This window comes from Microbacterium sp. ET2 (assembly GCF_030347395.1).
Taxonomy (GTDB): domain Bacteria; phylum Actinomycetota; class Actinomycetes; order Actinomycetales; family Microbacteriaceae; genus Microbacterium; species Microbacterium albipurpureum.
Genome location: NZ_CP128170.1, coordinates 2863954 through 2881279, shown reverse-complemented (window position 1 = coordinate 2881279; position 17326 = coordinate 2863954). Strand labels below are relative to the sequence as shown.

The 17326-nt window shown below is 68.6% G+C and carries 14 protein-coding genes and 1 pseudogene; 10 read left to right on the top strand and 5 right to left on the bottom strand.

Annotated elements, in window-relative coordinates; translation table 11 throughout:
- Window positions 1–19 precede the first annotated feature (19 nt).
- The 5 genes from QSU92_RS13990 to QSU92_RS13970 all read right to left on the bottom strand — a co-directional run bounded on the left by QSU92_RS13990 (window position 20) and on the right by QSU92_RS13970 (window position 6695).
- Window positions 20–1315 carry an ABC transporter permease gene (locus QSU92_RS13990; RefSeq protein ID WP_289262762.1) on the bottom strand — a complete coding sequence of 432 codons (1296 nt, stop codon included), beginning with the start codon at window positions 1313–1315 and terminating at the stop codon, window positions 20–22.
- Entirely contained in the window at window positions 1312–2676 is a 1365-nt protein-coding gene (locus QSU92_RS13985; protein WP_289262761.1) for an ABC transporter permease, read from the bottom strand. Before QSU92_RS13985 ends, QSU92_RS13990 begins: the two co-directional genes overlap by 4 nt.
- Window positions 2673–4205 carry an ABC transporter ATP-binding protein gene (locus QSU92_RS13980; RefSeq protein WP_289262760.1) on the bottom strand — a complete coding sequence of 511 codons (1533 nt, stop codon included), beginning with the start codon at window positions 4203–4205 and terminating at the stop codon, window positions 2673–2675. The genes QSU92_RS13985 and QSU92_RS13980 overlap by 4 nt, the downstream gene beginning before the upstream one ends.
- Window positions 4206–4283: 78 nt before the next feature.
- Complete coding sequence (locus QSU92_RS13975) at window positions 4284–5396, bottom strand: BMP family lipoprotein (RefSeq protein ID WP_289262759.1); 1113 nt, start codon at window positions 5394–5396, stop codon at window positions 4284–4286.
- Between the two features lie 183 nt (window positions 5397–5579).
- The gene (locus QSU92_RS13970; RefSeq protein WP_289262758.1) at window positions 5580–6695 is read right to left on the bottom strand and encodes a mannose-1-phosphate guanylyltransferase; all 1116 of its coding nucleotides are present in this window, start codon (window positions 6693–6695) and stop codon (window positions 5580–5582) included.
- A 239-nt stretch (window positions 6696–6934) separates the two neighbouring features.
- Here QSU92_RS13970 and sdhC point away from each other — a divergent pair, with 239 nt between their 5' ends.
- The 10 genes and pseudogenes from sdhC (at window position 6935) to QSU92_RS13920 (ending at window position 17317) form a co-directional block, all read left to right on the top strand.
- Window positions 6935–7366, top strand: a complete 432-nt coding sequence (gene sdhC, locus QSU92_RS13965) for a succinate dehydrogenase, cytochrome b556 subunit (RefSeq protein WP_289262757.1) — start codon at window positions 6935–6937, stop codon at window positions 7364–7366.
- Window positions 7366–7818: a succinate dehydrogenase hydrophobic membrane anchor subunit gene (locus tag QSU92_RS13960; RefSeq protein ID WP_289262756.1), complete on the top strand. Its 453-nt coding sequence runs from the start codon at window positions 7366–7368 to the stop codon at window positions 7816–7818. The genes sdhC and QSU92_RS13960 overlap by 1 nt, the downstream gene beginning before the upstream one ends.
- A gap of 49 nt (window positions 7819–7867) precedes the next feature.
- On the top strand, window positions 7868–9673 hold the full coding sequence (gene sdhA / locus QSU92_RS13955; RefSeq protein ID WP_289262755.1) for a succinate dehydrogenase flavoprotein subunit: 1806 nt from the start codon (window positions 7868–7870) through the stop codon (window positions 9671–9673).
- On the top strand, window positions 9673–10476 hold the full coding sequence (locus tag QSU92_RS13950; protein ID WP_289262754.1) for a succinate dehydrogenase iron-sulfur subunit: 804 nt from the start codon (window positions 9673–9675) through the stop codon (window positions 10474–10476). The genes sdhA and QSU92_RS13950 overlap by 1 nt, the downstream gene beginning before the upstream one ends.
- A 58-nt stretch (window positions 10477–10534) precedes the next feature.
- Complete coding sequence (locus QSU92_RS13945) at window positions 10535–11761, top strand: YihY/virulence factor BrkB family protein (RefSeq protein WP_289262753.1); 1227 nt, start codon at window positions 10535–10537, stop codon at window positions 11759–11761.
- Between the two features lie 51 nt (window positions 11762–11812).
- Window positions 11813–12670, top strand: a complete 858-nt coding sequence (locus tag QSU92_RS13940; RefSeq protein WP_289262752.1) for an exodeoxyribonuclease III — start codon at window positions 11813–11815, stop codon at window positions 12668–12670.
- Between the two features lie 36 nt (window positions 12671–12706).
- A complete protein-coding gene (locus tag QSU92_RS13935; protein WP_289262751.1) occupies window positions 12707–14623 on the top strand; it encodes an NHL repeat-containing protein in 1917 nt (638 codons plus the stop codon).
- A gap of 49 nt (window positions 14624–14672) precedes the next feature.
- Window positions 14673–15651, top strand: a pseudogene (gene trpS / locus QSU92_RS13930) (tryptophan--tRNA ligase).
- A gap of 173 nt (window positions 15652–15824) precedes the next feature.
- Entirely contained in the window at window positions 15825–16394 is a 570-nt protein-coding gene (locus QSU92_RS13925; RefSeq protein ID WP_289262750.1) for a GNAT family N-acetyltransferase, read from the top strand.
- Window positions 16395–16426: 32 nt separating this feature from the next.
- A complete protein-coding gene (locus tag QSU92_RS13920) occupies window positions 16427–17317 on the top strand; it encodes a DNA-formamidopyrimidine glycosylase family protein (protein ID WP_289262749.1) in 891 nt (296 codons plus the stop codon).
- Window positions 17318–17326: the final 9 nt, after the last annotated feature.

The following is a 17326-nucleotide window of genomic DNA, read 5'->3' as shown; positions in this document are numbered from 1 at the left end:
CCTGAACGTCGTGCCACACTCACCCCTTGATGTACGGCTTGCCCGCCGCCGCGGGTCCGCGCACCTGGCCGGCGAAGCCGACCACCGCCAGGACCGTCACGACGTACGGCAGCATCGCCATGAATTCCGACGGGATCGGCGATCCCAGATTGGTCAGCAGCGTCCGCAGGTTCGTCGCGAACCCGAACAGCAGCGCCGCCAAGGACGCCTTCACCGGGTCCCAGCCGCCGAAGATGACGGCGGCCAGCGCGATGAAGCCGAGGCCTCCGGTCATCTCCTTGTCGAACGACCCCACCGAGCCGAGCGTGAAGTACGCCCCTCCGATGCCGGCGACGGCACCGGCGAGGAGGACGTTCCAGAAGCGGGTCGGATTCACGCGGATGCCGACGGTGTCGGCGGCCTGCGGATGCTCGCCGACCGCGCGGAGGCGCAGACCCCAGCGCGTCTTGTACAGTCCCCACGCCACCAGCGGGATCGCGATGTACATGATGTAGACGATCAGCGTCTGGTTGAACACCACCGGGCCGATGACCGGGATGTCGGACAGGACGGGGATCGCCCACCGCGGGAAGCGCGGCGGGGAGTTCAGCGCCTCGGAGTTGGGGGTCAGCAGCGCCCCGTGGAGGAAGCTCGTGAGGCCCGTGATGAGGACGTTGAGCACCACACCGACGATCACCTGATCGACGAGGTACTTGATCGAGAACGCCGCGAGCACCGAGGCCACGAGCGCTCCCGCCAGCATCGCCGCGACGAGCCCGAGGAGGAACGAGCCGGTGATCGAGGCGACGATCGCCGACGAGAACGCCGCGAAGAGGAACTGCGCTTCGATGGCGACGTTGACCACACCCGCACGCTCGCCGATCACGCCACCGAGAGCGCCGAACACCAGCGGCACCGACAGGGAGACCGCCCCGAAGAGCAGACCGGTGACGGGGACCAGCCCGTCGGCGGCGGACCAGGTGAGGAAGGCGAAGACGGCCACGAACGAGAAGACGATCGGGAGCCAGAGTCCCGGACGCCGGTAGGAGTAGGCCGCCCACACCGCGTACGCGGTCATGATCACCAGCAGCACGAAGCAGACGGCGACGGTGGCGAAGGTCGGCAGACCGATGTCGCCGAGGTCGACCGTCGACGTGCGGTCGCCGAGGCGATACGTGCTGATCCCGTCGCGCGGGAAGGCGAACGCCATGATGCCGATCAGGACGGTCGCCACAACCAGAGAGACGGCGAGCTTCCAGCGCCGCTGGCGCACGGTCTGACGGGTGATGACCTCATCGGCCTCGGCGTGGGCGGGGGTCACGGTCGTGGTGCTCATGCGTTCACCTCCTCCTTGCGTGCGGGTGCGGACGGGTTCTTCGCTGCGGCCTTCGCGGCACGGCGCGCGCGCCGTCCGGCCGAGAGCTCACCGGGGTCCTTGGGGAGGAAGAAGATCGTCCTCACCAGGGGCGGTGCGGCGATGAACAGCACGATGAGGGCCTGGACGACCACGACGATGTCGACGGGGATCCCCTCGGACACCTGCATCGTGAAGCTTCCGGCCTTGAGGGCTCCGAACAGGATGCCGGCGGCGAAGACGCCCCACGCCTTGCTGCGGCCGAGCAGCGCGACGGTGATGGCGTCGAAGCCGATGCCGGCGTCGATGCCGTTGCCGAAGCCGCTGGTGATCGTGCCCGAGATCTGGTTGACCCCGGCCAGGCCCGCCAGGCCTCCGGCGAACGCCATCGCGTAGATGATGATGCGTTCGACGTTGATGCCGGCGGCCCGCGCGGCGTAGGGGTTCTCGCCGACTGCACGCATGCGGAACCCGAGACTCGAGCGCTCGACGAGCCACCAGACGAAGGCCGTCGCGGCGATCGCGACGATGAATCCCCAGTTGACCGTCAGGGGCGCGCCGAACAGGCTCGGGAACTGGGCCGACGCGGGCGTCGGCGATGAGATGGGCTGCGACCCGCCGGGCCGCTGGAGCAGACCCGGGGTGTTCAGCAGCCAGGAGAGGAAGTAGAACGCCACGAAGTTCAACATGATCGTGAGGATCACTTCGTTCGCCCCGGTGCGGGCCTTGAGCAACCCGACGAGGCCTCCCCAGATCATGCCGCCCGCGATACCCGCGGCGATCGTGAGGGGCAGGTGGATGAACAGCGGCGCGCTGAAACCGGTGGCCACGAACGCGGCGGTGGTGACGCCGATGAGCATCTGGCCGCGGGCACCGATGTTGAACAGGCCCACCCGGAAGGCCAGCCCCACGCCCAGACCGGCAGCGATGAGGGGCGTGGCGAAGTTCAGCGTATCGGTGATCGGCTTGATGGCGCGGACGAACGTCTCCGCCTCGTAGTTCCAGATCGCACCGCGGAACAGTGCCGCGTAGGCACCGGCGACGGCGTCCCAAACCGCGACGAGGGTGTCTTGGGGACGGGCGAAGAAGTAGCCCGATGTCCGCTGGACCTCGGGGTTGGTGAAGGCGACGAGCACGCCGCCGATGAGCATCGCCAGCACGATGGCGAGGATCGTCGCCACGGCGTTGCTGCGCAGGATCTCGCGGATGATCTGGTTCTGTCGCGGCGGCGGCGGGATGTCGGCGGCCGGAGTCTGCTTCGCCGGCTCTCCGTGTGCGGTGTGCGTGATGCCGGGGTCGACACCGGGTCCGAGTCCGGTTCCTTCGGGAGGGAGGGTGCTCATGCGGTGACCCCCTCGGCGCGCGCGGGCGCGGCAGGCATCTCGCCTGCCATCATCAGGCCGAGCGTCTCACGCGGGGCATCGCCGGGCACGATGCCGACGATCTTGCCGCGGTACATGACCGCGATGCGGTCGGCGAGGGCTGAGACCTCGTCGAGTTCGGTCGAGACCACGATCACCGGCACCCCCGAGTCGCGGGTGGCGACGATGCGCTTGTGGACGAACTCGATCGACCCCACGTCGATTCCTCGGGTCGGCTGCGAGGCGACGAACAGGCTCAGGTCGCGGCTGAGTTCGCGTGCGAGCACCACCTTCTGCTGGTTTCCTCCCGACAGGCGGCCCGCGGCGAGGTCGGGACCCTGGGTGCGGATGTCGAACTCCGCGATCCTCTCCTCGGCGAACGCGCGCAGCACGCCGCGACGGAGGGTCGCGGCGGAGAAGAAGGGTGCGCCGCTGGACCGGTTGAGGATGAGGTTGTCGGCGACGCTGAACTCCCCGACCAAGCCCTCCACCTTGCGGTCCTCGGGCACGAATCCGACTCCCTCGTCGATGATGCTCTTGACCGATTTGCCGAGGAGCTCGCTGTCGTTCAGCCGGATCGATCCGGTCACCTTGCGCTGCAGGCCGATGATGGCCTCGGTGAGCTCGGTCTGACCGTTGCCCTGTACTCCGGCGATCGCGAGGATCTCCCCGGGCCGCACCTCGAAGGTGACGCCGTCGACGACGATCTGATCGTGATCGTCGAGCACGCGGAGGTTGTCGACGACGAGACCGCCGGCGGCGGGCTGTGCCGGCTCCTTCTGAACGGTGAGCTCGACGGCGCGACCGACCATGAGGTTCGCGAGGTCGGCGTTGGTGGCGGTGGGCTCTGCCTCCCCCACGATCTTCCCCAGACGCATGACCGTGATGCGGTCGGCGACTTCGCGGACCTCGCGGAGCTTGTGGGTGATGAAGACGATCGCCGTCCCGTCGTCGCGCAGCTGACGCATGATCGCCATGAGCTCGTCGGTCTCCTGCGGGGTCAGCACCGCGGTCGGCTCGTCGAAGACGAGCACCTTGGCGTCGCGGGAGAGCGCCTTGATGATCTCCACTCGCTGCTGCGCGCCGACCGGAAGGTCGCCGACGAGCGCGTCGGGGTCGATCTGGAAGCCGAACCGTGCCGCCACTTCGCGGACGTGGGTGCGGGCCTTCTCGAGGTCGAGGGCGCCGGCGAACCGGGTGTCCTCGTGGCCGAGCATGACGTTCTCGGCGACGGTGAAGACGGGGATGAGCATGAAGTGCTGGTGCACCATGCCGATTCCTGCGGCCATCGCGTCACCGGGCCCCGAGAAGTGCTGCACCTCGTCGTCGAGGAGGATCTCACCTTCATCGGCGGTGTAGAGGCCGTACAGGACATTCATGAGAGTCGACTTGCCGGCGCCGTTCTCGCCGAGCAGGCAATGGATCTCTCCGGGCTTGACCACCAGATCGATGTGGTCGTTCGCCACGAGGGCGCCGAACCGCTTGGTGATGCCCCGAAGTTCGAGCGTCATAGCCGCCAATCTAATGGAGTCGTGAGGCGGCCGGACAGATGCACGCATCTGTCCGGCCGCCGGTGTGTCGAAGAGGTGTTACGGCGACGCGGGCGAACGGGCGTCGATCGACCCGTCGATGATGCCCGCGCGGATCTCCTCCAGCTCGTCCGCGAGCGCCGGGTCGACGAGCGACTCGAAGTCGTGGAACGACGAGATGCCGACACCGTCGTTCTCGAGCGTGCCGATGAACGGGGTGGGGTCGAACTCGTCGTTCGCCGCCTCGGTCGCAGCTTCGGTCACGGCGACGTCCATGCCCTTGAGGACGGACACCAGCAGGAGCTCGGCCACGCTGGGGTCGGTCTCGTACACGTCGGCGTCGACACCGAGCAGTGCGATGTTGCCACCCGAGTCGCGGATCGCCTCAGCGGCCGACTGGTAGATCGGGCCACCGACCGGCAGCAGCACGTCGGCACCCTGGTCGATGAGACCCTGCGCGACCTGCTTGGCGGTGTCGTTCGCGAGGAACTCCTCGGTGAACTGACCCTCCTGGGTCTCCATGTCCCAGCCGACGACCTGGATGTCCTCGCCCTTCTGCTCGTTCCAGTACTCCACGCCCATCTGGAAACCGTCCATGAAGATGGTCACCGGCGGGATCTTCGCGCCACCGAAGGTGCCGACGATGCCGGACTCGCTGTACGAGGCCGACGCGTAGCCGGCGAGGAACGCGGCCTGCGCCGTGTCGAAGACGAGCGGCTTGATGTTCGGGGCGTCGGTCTCGCCGTCGAAGTCGTTGTCGGCGTAGTCGTCGATGATGGCGTACTCGATGTCGGGGTTGGCCAGGGCCGCCTCGACGGTCGGGGCCGACAGCAGGAAGCCGACCGAGACGATGAAGTTGCAGCCCTCGGCGGCGAGGTTGTCGAGGTTCGCGGCGTAGTCGCTCTCGGACTGCGACTCGGTCGTCGCGATCTCGAAGCCGAGCTCCTCGGACGCGGCGGTCAGGCCCTCCAGGCCCAGCTGGTTGAACGACTTGTCGTCGAACCCGCCCGCGTCGGAGACCATGCAGGCCTTGAAGTCGGACGTCGCCTCGCCCCCACCGGATGCTTCTCCGGACGGCGCTGCTTCGGGTGCGGCGCCGCAGCCCGCCAGGGCCACGAGCAGGCCCGCGGCGGCGGCGGCGCCAGCGAGCTTCTTGGTGCGTGAGATGGTCAACTCAGCCTCCACATCGATGCCCCGCGTCCTTCACGGGGACTGCACAAAGTTACCTACTGTGACAGCGCACTGGTAGACGTGCTGAGCCCGGCGTACCCAAAGGTTACAAAGACGCAATACGCGCGTGACCAAATGAGCGGATGCCACGCACCGGCGCCCCGGCGAAGAGGCGTCACCCGGGGGTCAGAGGACGTCGCCGCGTCCGGTGAGCTTCAGCGCGTCGACGACGCCCTTCACCCGCTGCGCGTTCTCGCTGGTGGTGACCAGCAGCGCGTCGTCGGTGTCGACGATGACGATGTCCTTGACCCCGATGACGCTGATGACCCGCTGGGTCTGGGAGACGACGATGCCGCTGGAGGTGTCGGCGAGGATCCGGGCGTTCTCGCCGAGGATCGCCAGGTCGTTGCCGCGTCCATGCGAGTTGAGCTTGGTGAGGCTGGCGAAGTCGCCCACGTCGTCCCAGTCGAAGTGACCGGGGACCACAGCCAGGCGCCCTGCCGCGGCCGCGGGCTCGGCGACGCTGTAGTCGATGGCGATCTTCTCCAGCGTCGGCCACACCCGGTCCACGACAGGCCCCCGGCGTTCCCGGTCGTCCCACGCTTCGGCGAGTTCGATAAGTCCCGCGTAGAGCTCCGGACGGTTCTCCTCGATCGCGGCGAGAAGCACATCGGCGCGCGAGATGAACATGCCGGCGTTCCAGAGGTAGGAGCGGTCGGCGAAGTACTCGCGCGCCGTGTCGAGGTCGGGCTTCTCCACGAAGCGTTCGACCAGCGCCGCCTCGGGAGCCCCCTCGACGATGAGTTCGGGGCTCTTCTTGATGTAGCCGAAGCCGATCGACGGCTCCGTCGGCTGGATGCCGAGGGTGCAGATGTACCCCTCCCGCGCGACGGCGATCGCCTGCCGGACCCCCCAGTCGAACAGGTGCGCGGGGCGGATGACGTGATCGGCGGCGAACGAGCCGATGATCACGTCGGGCTCGCGGCGGACGAGGACGGCGGCGGCGAGGCCGATCGCGGCGGTGGAGTCGCGGGGCTCGGACTCGAGGAAGACGTTCTTGTCCGGGATCCCCGGGAGCTCGCGCTCCACGGCGGCGCGGTGCGCGCGCCCCGTGACCACCGCGATGCGGTCGGGTCCGCTCAGCGGCTCGAGCCGGTCCCAGGTGTCGCGCAGCAGCGTCTGACCTGACCCGGTGAGATCGTGCAGGAACTTGGGGGCGTCGGCTCGTGACAGCGGCCACAGCCGGCTGCCGATGCCGCCGGCGGGGATGACGGCGTAGAAGTCGGCGATGGGTTCAGGCATGGCGACAGGGTATCCGGCCCGTGCTTCGGATCGGTCTCGCAGGCCCGGGGCGAGCCGGTTCGACGGCCTCGGGCGCGGCATCTTCTTGTCTCGATATCGAGACAGTTAGGTTCGCCTCATCGCCGCCCGAAGACCGCCCGCCATAGGATTGTTCTGCGCCCGTGTGACGCCGTGAGGGCCCCGTGTCCTGCGAGGGGCAATGCCCGCCCCGCAACGTGTTCGACCCAGGGAGGACGACCGTGTCAGCACCAGCACGCGTCACGCTGACGGTTTCGGAGACCACCTCGACCGTCCCACGCGGAACGCTCTACCGCGGCCGTGAGGGCATGTGGTCGTGGGTTCTGCACCGCATCACCGGTGTGGCCATCTTCTTCTTCCTGCTGGTGCACATCCTCGACACCGCGCTCATCCGGGTGTCCCCCGAGGCCTATGACGCGGTCATCGGCACCTACAAGAACCCGGTCATGGGCGTCGGCGAGGTCGCGCTGGTCGGAGCGATCGCCTATCACGCCTACAACGGGCTGCGGATCATCCTGGTGGACTTCTGGAGCTGGGCCACCCGCCACCAGCGTCAGCTGTGGTGGGGCGTCCTCGGCCTCTGGGTCGTCACGATGCTCGCCTTCACCCCGCGTCACCTGATCAACGTCTTCGCCGAGCTCGGAGGGAACTGATGACCACCGACCTGCTCGCCGCGCCCCGCAGCCCCCGCTCGGCCACCCAGCGCCGCCGCGGCAACCTCGAGAAGTGGGGCTGGATCTACATGCGCGCCTCCGGCGTGCTGCTCATCGTCCTCATCTTCGGGCACCTCTTCGTCAACCTGATGGTGGGTGAGGGCATCCGCGGCATCGACTTCGCCTTCGTCGCCGGAAAGTTCGCCACCCCGTTCTGGCAGTGGTGGGATGTCGCGATGCTCTGGCTCGCGCTCATCCACGGCACCAACGGCATGCGCACGATCGTCAACGACTACGTCGCCAATGAGACCACCCGCAAGGTTCTCGTCTCCGGTCTCTGGGCGTCCGCGGCCTTCCTCATCCTCCTCGGCACCCTCGTGGTGTTCACCTTCGACCCGTGCCTGGGACTGAGCAGCACCAGCGCCGACTGGCTGCAGGAGCTGTGCGCCTGACCGGCGCCGCACCTCGGGTCCCCCTCACCAGAACGGAAGACATCCTCCAGTGAGCACGCAAACCTCCGACAGCGTCGTTCGCGACGGCGTCCACTACCACCAGTTCGACATCGTCATCGTCGGCGCGGGCGGCGCCGGAATGCGCGCGGCGATCGAGGCGGGTCCGGGCGCGAAGACGGCGGTCATCTCCAAGCTCTATCCGACCCGATCCCACACGGGTGCGGCGCAGGGCGGCATGGCGGCGGCTCTCGCCAACGTCGAGGAGGACTCCTGGGAGTGGCACACCTTCGACACCGTCAAGGGTGGCGACTACCTCGTCGACCAGGACGCGGCCGAGATCCTCGCGAAGGAGGCGATCGACGCCGTCATCGACCTGGAGAACATGGGGCTGCCCTTCAACCGCACGCCCGACGGCAAGATCGACCAGCGGCGCTTCGGCGGCCACACGGCCGACCACGGCAAGACCCCCGTGCGCCGCGCCTGCTACGCCGCCGACCGCACCGGGCACATGATCCTGCAGACGCTGTTCCAGAACTGCGTGAAGCTCGGCATCAACTTCTTCAACGAGTTCTACGTCCTCGACCTCATCACCGTGAAGGATGCCGCGGGCAAGACCCAGACCGCCGGTGTGGTCGCCTACGACCTCGCAACCGGCGAGCTGCACGTCTTCCACTCCAAGGCCGTGGTGTTCGCCACCGGCGGCTTCGGCAAGATCTACAAGACGACCTCGAACGCCCACACGCTCACCGGCGACGGGGTCGGGATCGTGTGGCGCAAGGGGCTTCCGCTCGAGGACATGGAGTTCTTCCAGTTCCACCCGACCGGGCTGGCCGGTCTCGGCATCCTCCTCACCGAGGGCGCTCGCGGTGAGGGCGCGATCCTCCGCAACGTCAGCGGTGAGCGCTTCATGGAGCGCTACGCCCCCACGATCAAAGACCTCGCGCCGCGCGACATCGTCAGCCGCTGCATGCAGCAGGAGGTCGCCGAGGGCCGCGGCGCGGGTCCGCACCGCGACTACGTGCTGCTGGACTGCACGCACCTGGGCGCCGAAGTGCTCGAGACCAAGCTCCCCGACATCACCGAGTTCGCCCGCACCTACCTCGGCGTCGACCCGGTGGTCGAGCCCGTTCCGGTGATGCCGACGGCGCACTACGCCATGGGCGGCATCCCCACCAACATCAAGGCCGAGGTGCTGGCCGACAACGACACCGTCGTTCCGGGACTGTACGCCGCGGGCGAATGCGCCTGCGTGTCGGTTCACGGCTCGAACCGCCTGGGTACCAATTCGCTGCTCGACATCAACGTCTTCGGCAAGCGCGCCGGTCGCTACGCGGTCGAGTACGTCCAGACCGCCGACTTCGTGCCCCTTCCCGACGATCCGGCACGAGCGGTGCGCGAGATGATCGAGGGCCTGCGCAGCAACCCCGGCACCGAGCGCATCTCGGTGCTGCGCAAGACGCTGCAGGACGAGATGGACAAGGGCGCCCAGGTGTTCCGCACCGAGGAGTCCCTCGGGCACGTCCTTGACGTCATCGCCGACCTCCGCGAGCGGTACAAGAACATCCACGTCGACGACAAGGGCAAGCGGTTCAACACCGACCTGCTCGAGGCGGTCGAGCTCGGCTTCCTCCTCGACATCGCCGAGGTGGTCGTGGTCACGGCCCGCAACCGCAAGGAGAGCCGCGGCGGCCACATGCGCGACGACTTCCCCACGCGCGACGACGAGACCTACATGCAGCACACGATGGCCTACCTCACGGGCGACCCCACCTCGTCGCACGCCGACGATCACATCACGCTCGGCTGGAAACCCGTCGTCATCACCCGCTACCAGCCGATGGAGAGGAAGTACTGATGTCGACGGTTCTCGACACTCGGACGGATGCCGCAGGCGATCGCGTCGCGGACGGAGAAGACCGCGTCGAGCAGGCGCCGGCAGACACCGGCATCCAATCGTTCCTGGTCACCTTCAACATCCGCCGCTTCGATCCCGAGGTCGATGACGAGCCGCGCTGGGTCGACTACGACGTGGAGCTGTACTCCACCGATCGCGTTCTGGACGCTCTGCACAAGATCAAGTGGGAGGTCGACGGCTCGCTGACCTTCCGCCGGTCGTGCGCGCACGGCATCTGCGGATCCGACGCGATGCGCATCAACGGCCGCAACCGCCTGGCCTGCAAGACCCTCATCAAGGACCTCGACATCTCGCAGCCGATCTACGTCGAGGCCATCAAGGGTCTGCCGCTGGAGAAGGACCTCGTGGTCGACATGGAGCCGTTCTTCGCCTCCTACCGCGAGATCAAGCCGTTCCTCATAGCGAACTCCACGCCCGAGCCCGGCAAGGAGCGCATCCAGTCGATCGCGAACCGCGAGATCTTCGACGACACCACCAAGTGCATCCTGTGCGCGGCGTGCACCTCGTCCTGCCCGGTGTTCTGGACCGACGGGCAGTACTTCGGCCCCGCCGCGATCGTCAACGCGCACCGGTTCATCTTCGACTCGCGCGACGACGCCGGCGATGTGCGCCTGGACATCCTCAACGACAAGGAGGGCGTGTGGCGCTGCCGCACCACCTTCAACTGCACCGAGGCCTGCCCCCGCGGCATCGAGGTCACCAAGGCCATCGCAGAGGTGAAGCAGGCGGTTCTGCGCGGCTGACCCGGCGGCGGGGTCTCCGGGGCGATTCCGCCGCGGCTCCCCTCGATACAGTGGGGCTGTGACGACCAGAGGAGCCGCTGACGCCGGGCGCGCCGATCCGGACGTCGAGCCGTCGCCGACGTCGACGGCCGCTCAGCGGTGGTCGGACACCGAGGGCAGGCTTCGTGAACGCTTCGACGCACCCCTCACGCGTGCGACCGAGCTCACGCGGCGGACACTGGCGTGGTTCCCCGTGCGCGTGTGGCGCCACTTCCTGCAGCACAACGGCTTCCTCCTCGCCGCCGGAGTGAGCTACCAGTCCCTCTTCGCCATCTTCGGTGTCATCTACCTCGCCTTCGCGATCGTGGGGCTGTGGCTCGGGGCCTCGAGCGCGGCGATCCAGCGCGTGATCGAGATCATCAACGAGTACATCCCGAACCTCATCAGCGAGGAGGGGCTGGTCACACCCGAGCAGGTCGAGGACGTGGCGAATCAGTCGGCGAGCGCGCTGGGGATCACCGGAGCGATCGCCCTCGTCGTGGTCATCTGGACCGCCATCGGCTTCATCACCTTCACGCGTCGCGCGGTGCGCGACATCTTCGGGCTGCCGTTCGACCGCCGCCCCTACGTCCTTCTCAAGGCGCGTGACTTCGTCGCGGCGTTGATCTTCGGCGTTGCGCTGCTCATCGGCGCCTCGCTCTCCAGCTTCGCGGTGTGGGCGCTGGAAGGGGTCGTCGATCTCCTCGGTCTGCAGGCGCTCAGCGTGATCACCGACCTCCTCACCCGACTCCTCTCGCTCGGGGTCTCCTTCGCGATCAACGCCGCCGCACTCGCCGCGCTCATCCGCTTCCTCACCGGGGCCGCCCTGGGCTGGCGGCGCATCTGGCCGGGGGCCATGCTCGGCGGTGCGGCGATCGTGGTGCTGCAGGTCGGTGCGGGTCTGCTGCTGCGCTACACCCCGTCCAATCCGCTGCTGACCACCTTCACGGTGTTCATCGGGTTCCTGCTGTGGTTCCGCCTGAACAGCATCGTCATCCTCGTCGCGGGGGCGTGGATCGCCGTCGCCGCCGCCGACCGCAACGTCGCCCTCGCCGAGCTCAGCGAAGAGGAGCGACGCCAGCACGAATGGGAGGCTCTCGTCGTCGCCGCCCGCGTGCGGGTGCGCGACGCCCGGACGGAGGTGGCAACGGCGCCGTGGTTCCGCCGGTGGAACGCGGCCCGCGCTCTTCGCCGCGCCGAGGAGGATCTCGCCACGCTGGAGGCCACCCCGCCCCCGCCCATCAAGCGCTCGCTGCTGCTCGAGTGACTCCGCCCCGCACGGGCCGCGATGTCGGAGGCGCCGATTAGGCTGACGGGCGTGTCTCGCCCGATTCGAATCGCCACCGTCAACGTCAACGGCATCCGCGCCGCCGTCCGGAAGGGGATGATCCCCTGGCTGGCCGATGCCGACGTGGATGTGCTCGCCCTGCAGGAGGTGCGGGCGACCGCCGACGAGCTGGCCGCTGCGCTCCCCGACTGGCAGATCGTGAACGAGGAGGCTGTCGCAAAGGGCCGCGCCGGGGTCGCGATCGCGACGAAGGTGCCCGCCGTCGATGTGCGCCGCGGACTCGGCCCCGCGGACGACGACCGCACCGAATGGGCCGGACGCTGGATCGAGGCAGACCTCGAAATCGACGGAGAGCGCCTCACCGTCGTCAGCGCCTACGTGCACTCGGGTGAGGCCGACACCCCGCGTCAGGACGCGAAGTGGGCATTCCTCGACGCCATGGAACAGCGGATGCCGCAGCTCGCCGCATCCTCACCCCTCAGCCTGATCATGGGTGATCTCAATGTCGGACACCGTACCCTCGACATCCGCAATTGGAAGGGCAACGTGAAGAAGGCTGGCTTCCTGCCGCGGGAGCGCGCCTACTTCGATCGGTTCACCGGGCCCGCGGGGGAAGCGATCACCGCGAACGACGGCTCGGTGGGCACCGGACTCGGGTGGGTCGATATCGGGCGCCGCGCCGCCGGCGACGTCGACGGACCATACACCTGGTGGTCGATGCGCGGGCGCGCCTTCGACAACGACGCCGGCTGGCGGATCGACTACCACCTGGCGACGCCCGAGCTCGCGGAGCGGGCGAGCGACTACCGGGTGGTGCGCGCCCCGTCGTGGGATACGCGGTGGAGCGATCATTCCCCCGTCGTCGTGGACTACGCACTCGGTCGGTGACCGGAGCGGAAATCACGTCTCGCTAGACTGCGGCTGATGATCGGGGGCTCGATGGCGCAGCGACGACACATCCTCTTCTGGGCGACGGCAGTGGGGCTCTCAGCACTTGCGCTGTCAGCATGCACCGGGTCCCCACCCTCGGGCACCGCCCCGATCATGGGCACCCTCGCCCCGGTCGCAGGCGACGTCGCCGTCGAGGGCTGGGAGGTCACCGCGTGGGATGTGTCGGGCGAGACGTCACGCGAGATCGCCACGGCAACGGCGGACGACGACGGTGGCTTCATCCTCGATGTTCCCGAAGACAGCGTCCGCCCGCTCATCCTCGACGCCCGACCCGCGGACTCGGAGGCGGCGCTGCTGGCCGGCATCGTCGCGGCTGACGCCGAGACGGCGACGCTCAATGAGCGGACCACCGTGGCCACCGGGTACGGCCTGGCCCAGTTCTTCGACGACACACTGCCGATCGGAGAGGCGACCTGGCTCGCCAACGCGGCGGCCATGGCTTCGAACCTCGCCGACTTCTCCACCGGCGAGTTCGGCGAGGTTCTGAGATCCTCACCCAACGGATCCGAGACGTCGACCCTGCCGACATTCACCTCCCTCACCGCGATGCTGTCGGTATGCCTCGAGGAGGAATCCGCCTGCGTGTCGCTGTTCGAAACCGCAGCCGGTGGATCACCCGTCCGCTCCGCGGCCGCTGCCTTCGCCGCCATCGCCCGCGACCCCTCGGCCGAGCCGGACGCGCTGTTCGACCTCGCCCTGCAGGCCGCCGGCACCGAGCCCGGACTGTCGGATGCCCCGGCGGCGTGGACGCTCGCCCTGCGCTTCGACGGTGACGGCCAGTCCCTCGACGGTCCGGGGAACTTCGCGATCGACCCGCGCGGTCACATCTGGATCAACAACAACTACGAGTACGGCGACGATCCCACCGTCCCGGTCTGCGGCAGTGACGAGATGTTCGAGTTCGCCCCGGACGGCGAACTGGTCGCCAGCTACAGCGGCGGCGGGCTCAGCGGGTCGGGCTTCGGCATCGACTTCGACGCCGAGGGACGCCTGTGGCTGAGCAACTACGGCTTCGCCGCACCCGAGCCCGGGTGCCCCGCCGATCAGCAGCCGCCGCACAACAGCATGACTCTCTTCGCCGACGGCGAGTTCCTCTCCCCCGACACGGGATTCACCCAGGGCGACCTCAGCTGGCCACAGGGTATCGAGGTGGCCCGCAACGGCGACGTCTGGATCGCGAACTGCGGCAACGACACCGTCGCGGTCTACCCCGGCGGCGACCCAGAGCAGGCACGCAATCTCGGAAGTCTCGGACTCGAGCAGCCCTTCACCGCGATCGACAACGGCCAGCTCATCTTCGTCAGCGCGATGGTGAACAGTGCTGTGGCGGTCGTCGACTACGACGGCACGCCGATTGCGGGGTCACCGTTGACCGGGGTGTTCGACCGCCCGATGGGGCTCGGAGTGGACGCCGACGGGAACGTCTGGGTGGCCAACTCCGGCGGCATCTCCCTCCCCTGCCCGGATCGGGTGGAGGAAGGACGCGGGGTGCCGTCCGTGACCATGATCAGCCCCGACGGCTCATCGACGATGGGCCCGTTCACCGGTGGCGGCGTGGTGCTGCCGTGGGGCCTCGCGGTCGACGGGGTCGGCAACGTCTGGGTGGCGAACTTCGACGGTCAGCGAGTGTCGGCGTTCTGCGGCGCCGACCCGTCGGTGTGTCCGCGAGGGCTCGACACCGGTGAGGGGATCTCACCGGACGACACCGGGTATTCCTTCGACGGCCTGACCCGCAGCACCGGCATCGCGGTCGATCCATCGGGCAACGTGTGGGTGATGAACAACTGGGAGCAGGATCCCCAGCCGACCAATCCCGGAGGCCACCAGATCGTCGCGTTCGTGGGAGCCGCCCCACCGGTCGTGGTCGCTCCCTTCGCTGACGGCGGGTGAGACGGCCACCTAGGATTGACGGGTGAAGAAAGCGCGTCTCTACTCCGGCATGCAGCCCTCGGCCGATTCCCTCCAGATCGGCAACTACATCGGGGCGCTCATGCAGTGGCGGGACCTGCAGGAGGCCTACGACGCGTTCTTCTCCGTGGTCGACCTGCACGCGCTGACGCAGCCGAACGATCCGGCCGAGCTCCGGGAGAAGACCCGCCGCACCGCGGCGCAGTACATCGCCGCCGGCATCGAGCCGTCGAAGTCGACCCTGTACGTGCAGTCGCACGTGCCGGCTCACGCCGAGCTCGCCTGGATCCTGTCGACCATCACCGGGTTCGGCGAGGCCGGGCGGATGACCCAATTCAAGGACAAGACGCAGCGGTACGGATCGGACGCGACATCCGTCGGGCTCTTCACCTACCCGGTGCTGATGGCTGCGGACATCCTGCTCTACCAGACCGACATCGTGCCGGTCGGCGACGACCAGAAGCAGCACGTCGAGCTCACACGCGATCTCGCCGAGCGCTTCAACGGCCGCTACAGCGAGGTCTTCCGGGTGCCGATGCCGGTCATCCAGCAGGAGACGGCCCGCATCTACGACCTGCAGAACCCGCTGGCGAAGATGTCGAAGTCCGCTGAGTCGGAGGCTGGCGTGCTGTGGCTGCTGGAGGACCCGGCGGTCAGCGCGAAGAAGATCATGCGCGCTGTCACCGACAGTGACGGCACGGTGCGCTACGACCGGGAGAACAAGCCGGGTGTGTCGAACCTGCTCGTGATCTACGCAGCCCTCACCGGGCGCCAGATCGCCTCGATCGAGGACGAGTACGCCGGCCGCGGGTACGGCGACTTCAAGAAGGGCCTCGCCGAGGTCGTCGTCGCCGAGTTCGAGCCGGTGCGCGCCCGCGCGATGGAGCTGCTCAGCGACCCCGCCGAGGCTCGACCGCGTGCTCGCGACCAACGCGGCGCGCGCGGCGGAGGTCGCCGACGACACGCTGGCGAAGGTCTACGACAGCGTGGGGCTGCTGCGCCGCGCCTGACGCGCCGCGGGCGCCGTTCCTCGGCCGCTGCCGTCTCCGCCCTCGAGGCGGGGATGATCGCGTCGGACACCGTCGGGCGCCGACGTCCGCCACTCGGATCGTGCATGCGGCCCCCGCCGCATCCGCCACGCCACGCTCCGCGCCGAAGCCGCGCGAGGTCATAAAGTGGCGACATGCAGCCCGCCATCCTCCGCACCCGACGACTGGTGCTGTCGCTGCCGACCCGGGCCGATACCGACGCCGTGTTCCACGCGTGTCAGGACCCCGATATCCAGAGGTTCACCACCGTGCCGCGGCCGTACGTCCGCGAGCACGCCGAGAGGTTCATCGACCTCGTGCCCAAGCAGTGGGCGGAGGGGGTTTCGACGAATTGGGCGATCCGCCACGACGGGGCCCTGGCCGGGATGATCGGCATGCATCGGCTCGGCGCGACCGAGGGATGCGGTGAGATCGGGTTCTGGGTGGCCGCGCCCTTCCGCGGTAGGGGCCTGCTGGCCGAGGCTGCCACCGCCGTGCTCGACTTCGCCTTCGCCCCGCAGGGGCTCGACCTCGTTCGCGTCGAGTGGCGAGCGGTCGCCGGCAACGTCGGCTCGGCGTCCGCGGCCCGTGCCGTGGGCTTCCGCTACGAGGGGCTGCTCCGCCAGGCGCTCGTCGGACCCGGCGGACGCGATGACGGCTGGGTCGCCGGCATCCTCCGCACCGACGACCGTACTCCCGTCCCCTGGCCGGTGCTCACCCCCTGACCTCAGGACCCCCCGCATGCCAGGATGAGGGGATGCCGGAGATGCCCGAGGTCCAGGGACTGGTGGAGTTCCTCCGCGGTCGCCTGATCGATCGCGCCGTCACCCGCGCCACCGTCGCGAACATCGCCGCCCTGAAGACGTACGACCCGCCGATCACCGCGCTCGTCGGCGCGACCGTGACCGGCGTCGAGCGACACGGCAAGTTCATCGACATCGCCACCACCACCACGGCAGAAGACACCGCGAGCGCCCCGGCCCCGCACCTCGTCTTCCACCTCGCAAAAGCCGGCTGGCTGCGGTGGTACGACGCCCTGCCGTCGACCGTCATCCGCCCCGGCAAGACCCCGATCGCCCTCCGCGTCGGATTCGACGACGGCTCGGGGTTCGACCTCACCGAGGCCGGAACGAAGAAGTCGCTCGCCGTCTCGGTCGTCCGCGATCCCGATGAGGTTGCCGGCATCGCGCGACTCGGACCCGATCCGCTCGACCCGACCTTCGACCGCGATGCGTTCGCAGCGCTCCTCGCCGGCCGCCGCACGCAGATCAAAGGGGTGCTCCGCGACCAGTCGATCATCGCGGGTGTGGGCAACGCCTACTCCGACGAGATCCTCCACGCCGCGAAGATGTCACCGTACGCCCTCGCCGCCGGTCTCGACGACGCCGAGATCGACGGACTGTACCAGGCGATGACCGAGACCCTTGCGGAGGCGCTCGCCGCGGCATCCGGAAAGCCACCCGCTGACCTGAAGGATGCCAAGCGACGCGGGATGCGGGTGCACGGCCGTCGTGGGGAGGCATGCCCGGTCTGCGGGAGCGAGGTGCGGAGCGTCTTCTTCGCCGACAACTCGTTGGAGTACTGTCCCACGTGCCAGACGGGCGGGAAGATCCTCGCCGACCGGCGCCTCTCGCGGCTTCTCAAATGACGCCGGCGT

What these genes read in the sequence shown, in the direction of transcription:
- QSU92_RS13990 (WP_289262762.1), bottom strand. Translation starts at nt 1,315, where the DNA reads ATGAGCACCACGACCGTGACCCCCGCCCACGCCGAGGCCGATGAGGTC.
- QSU92_RS13985 (WP_289262761.1), bottom strand. Translation starts at nt 2,676, where the DNA reads ATGAGCACCCTCCCTCCCGAAGGAACCGGACTCGGACCCGGTGTCGAC.
- QSU92_RS13980 (WP_289262760.1), bottom strand. Translation starts at nt 4,205, where the DNA reads ATGACGCTCGAACTTCGGGGCATCACCAAGCGGTTCGGCGCCCTCGTG.
- QSU92_RS13970 (WP_289262758.1), bottom strand. Translation starts at nt 6,695, where the DNA reads ATGCCTGAACCCATCGCCGACTTCTACGCCGTCATCCCCGCCGGCGGC.
- QSU92_RS13960 (WP_289262756.1), top strand. Translation starts at nt 7,366, where the DNA reads ATGACCACCGACCTGCTCGCCGCGCCCCGCAGCCCCCGCTCGGCCACC.
- QSU92_RS13950 (WP_289262754.1), top strand. Translation starts at nt 9,673, where the DNA reads ATGTCGACGGTTCTCGACACTCGGACGGATGCCGCAGGCGATCGCGTC.
- QSU92_RS13935 (WP_289262751.1), top strand. Translation starts at nt 12,707, where the DNA reads ATGATCGGGGGCTCGATGGCGCAGCGACGACACATCCTCTTCTGGGCG.
- QSU92_RS13925 (WP_289262750.1), top strand. Translation starts at nt 15,825, where the DNA reads ATGCAGCCCGCCATCCTCCGCACCCGACGACTGGTGCTGTCGCTGCCG.
- QSU92_RS13920 (WP_289262749.1), top strand. Translation starts at nt 16,427, where the DNA reads ATGCCGGAGATGCCCGAGGTCCAGGGACTGGTGGAGTTCCTCCGCGGT.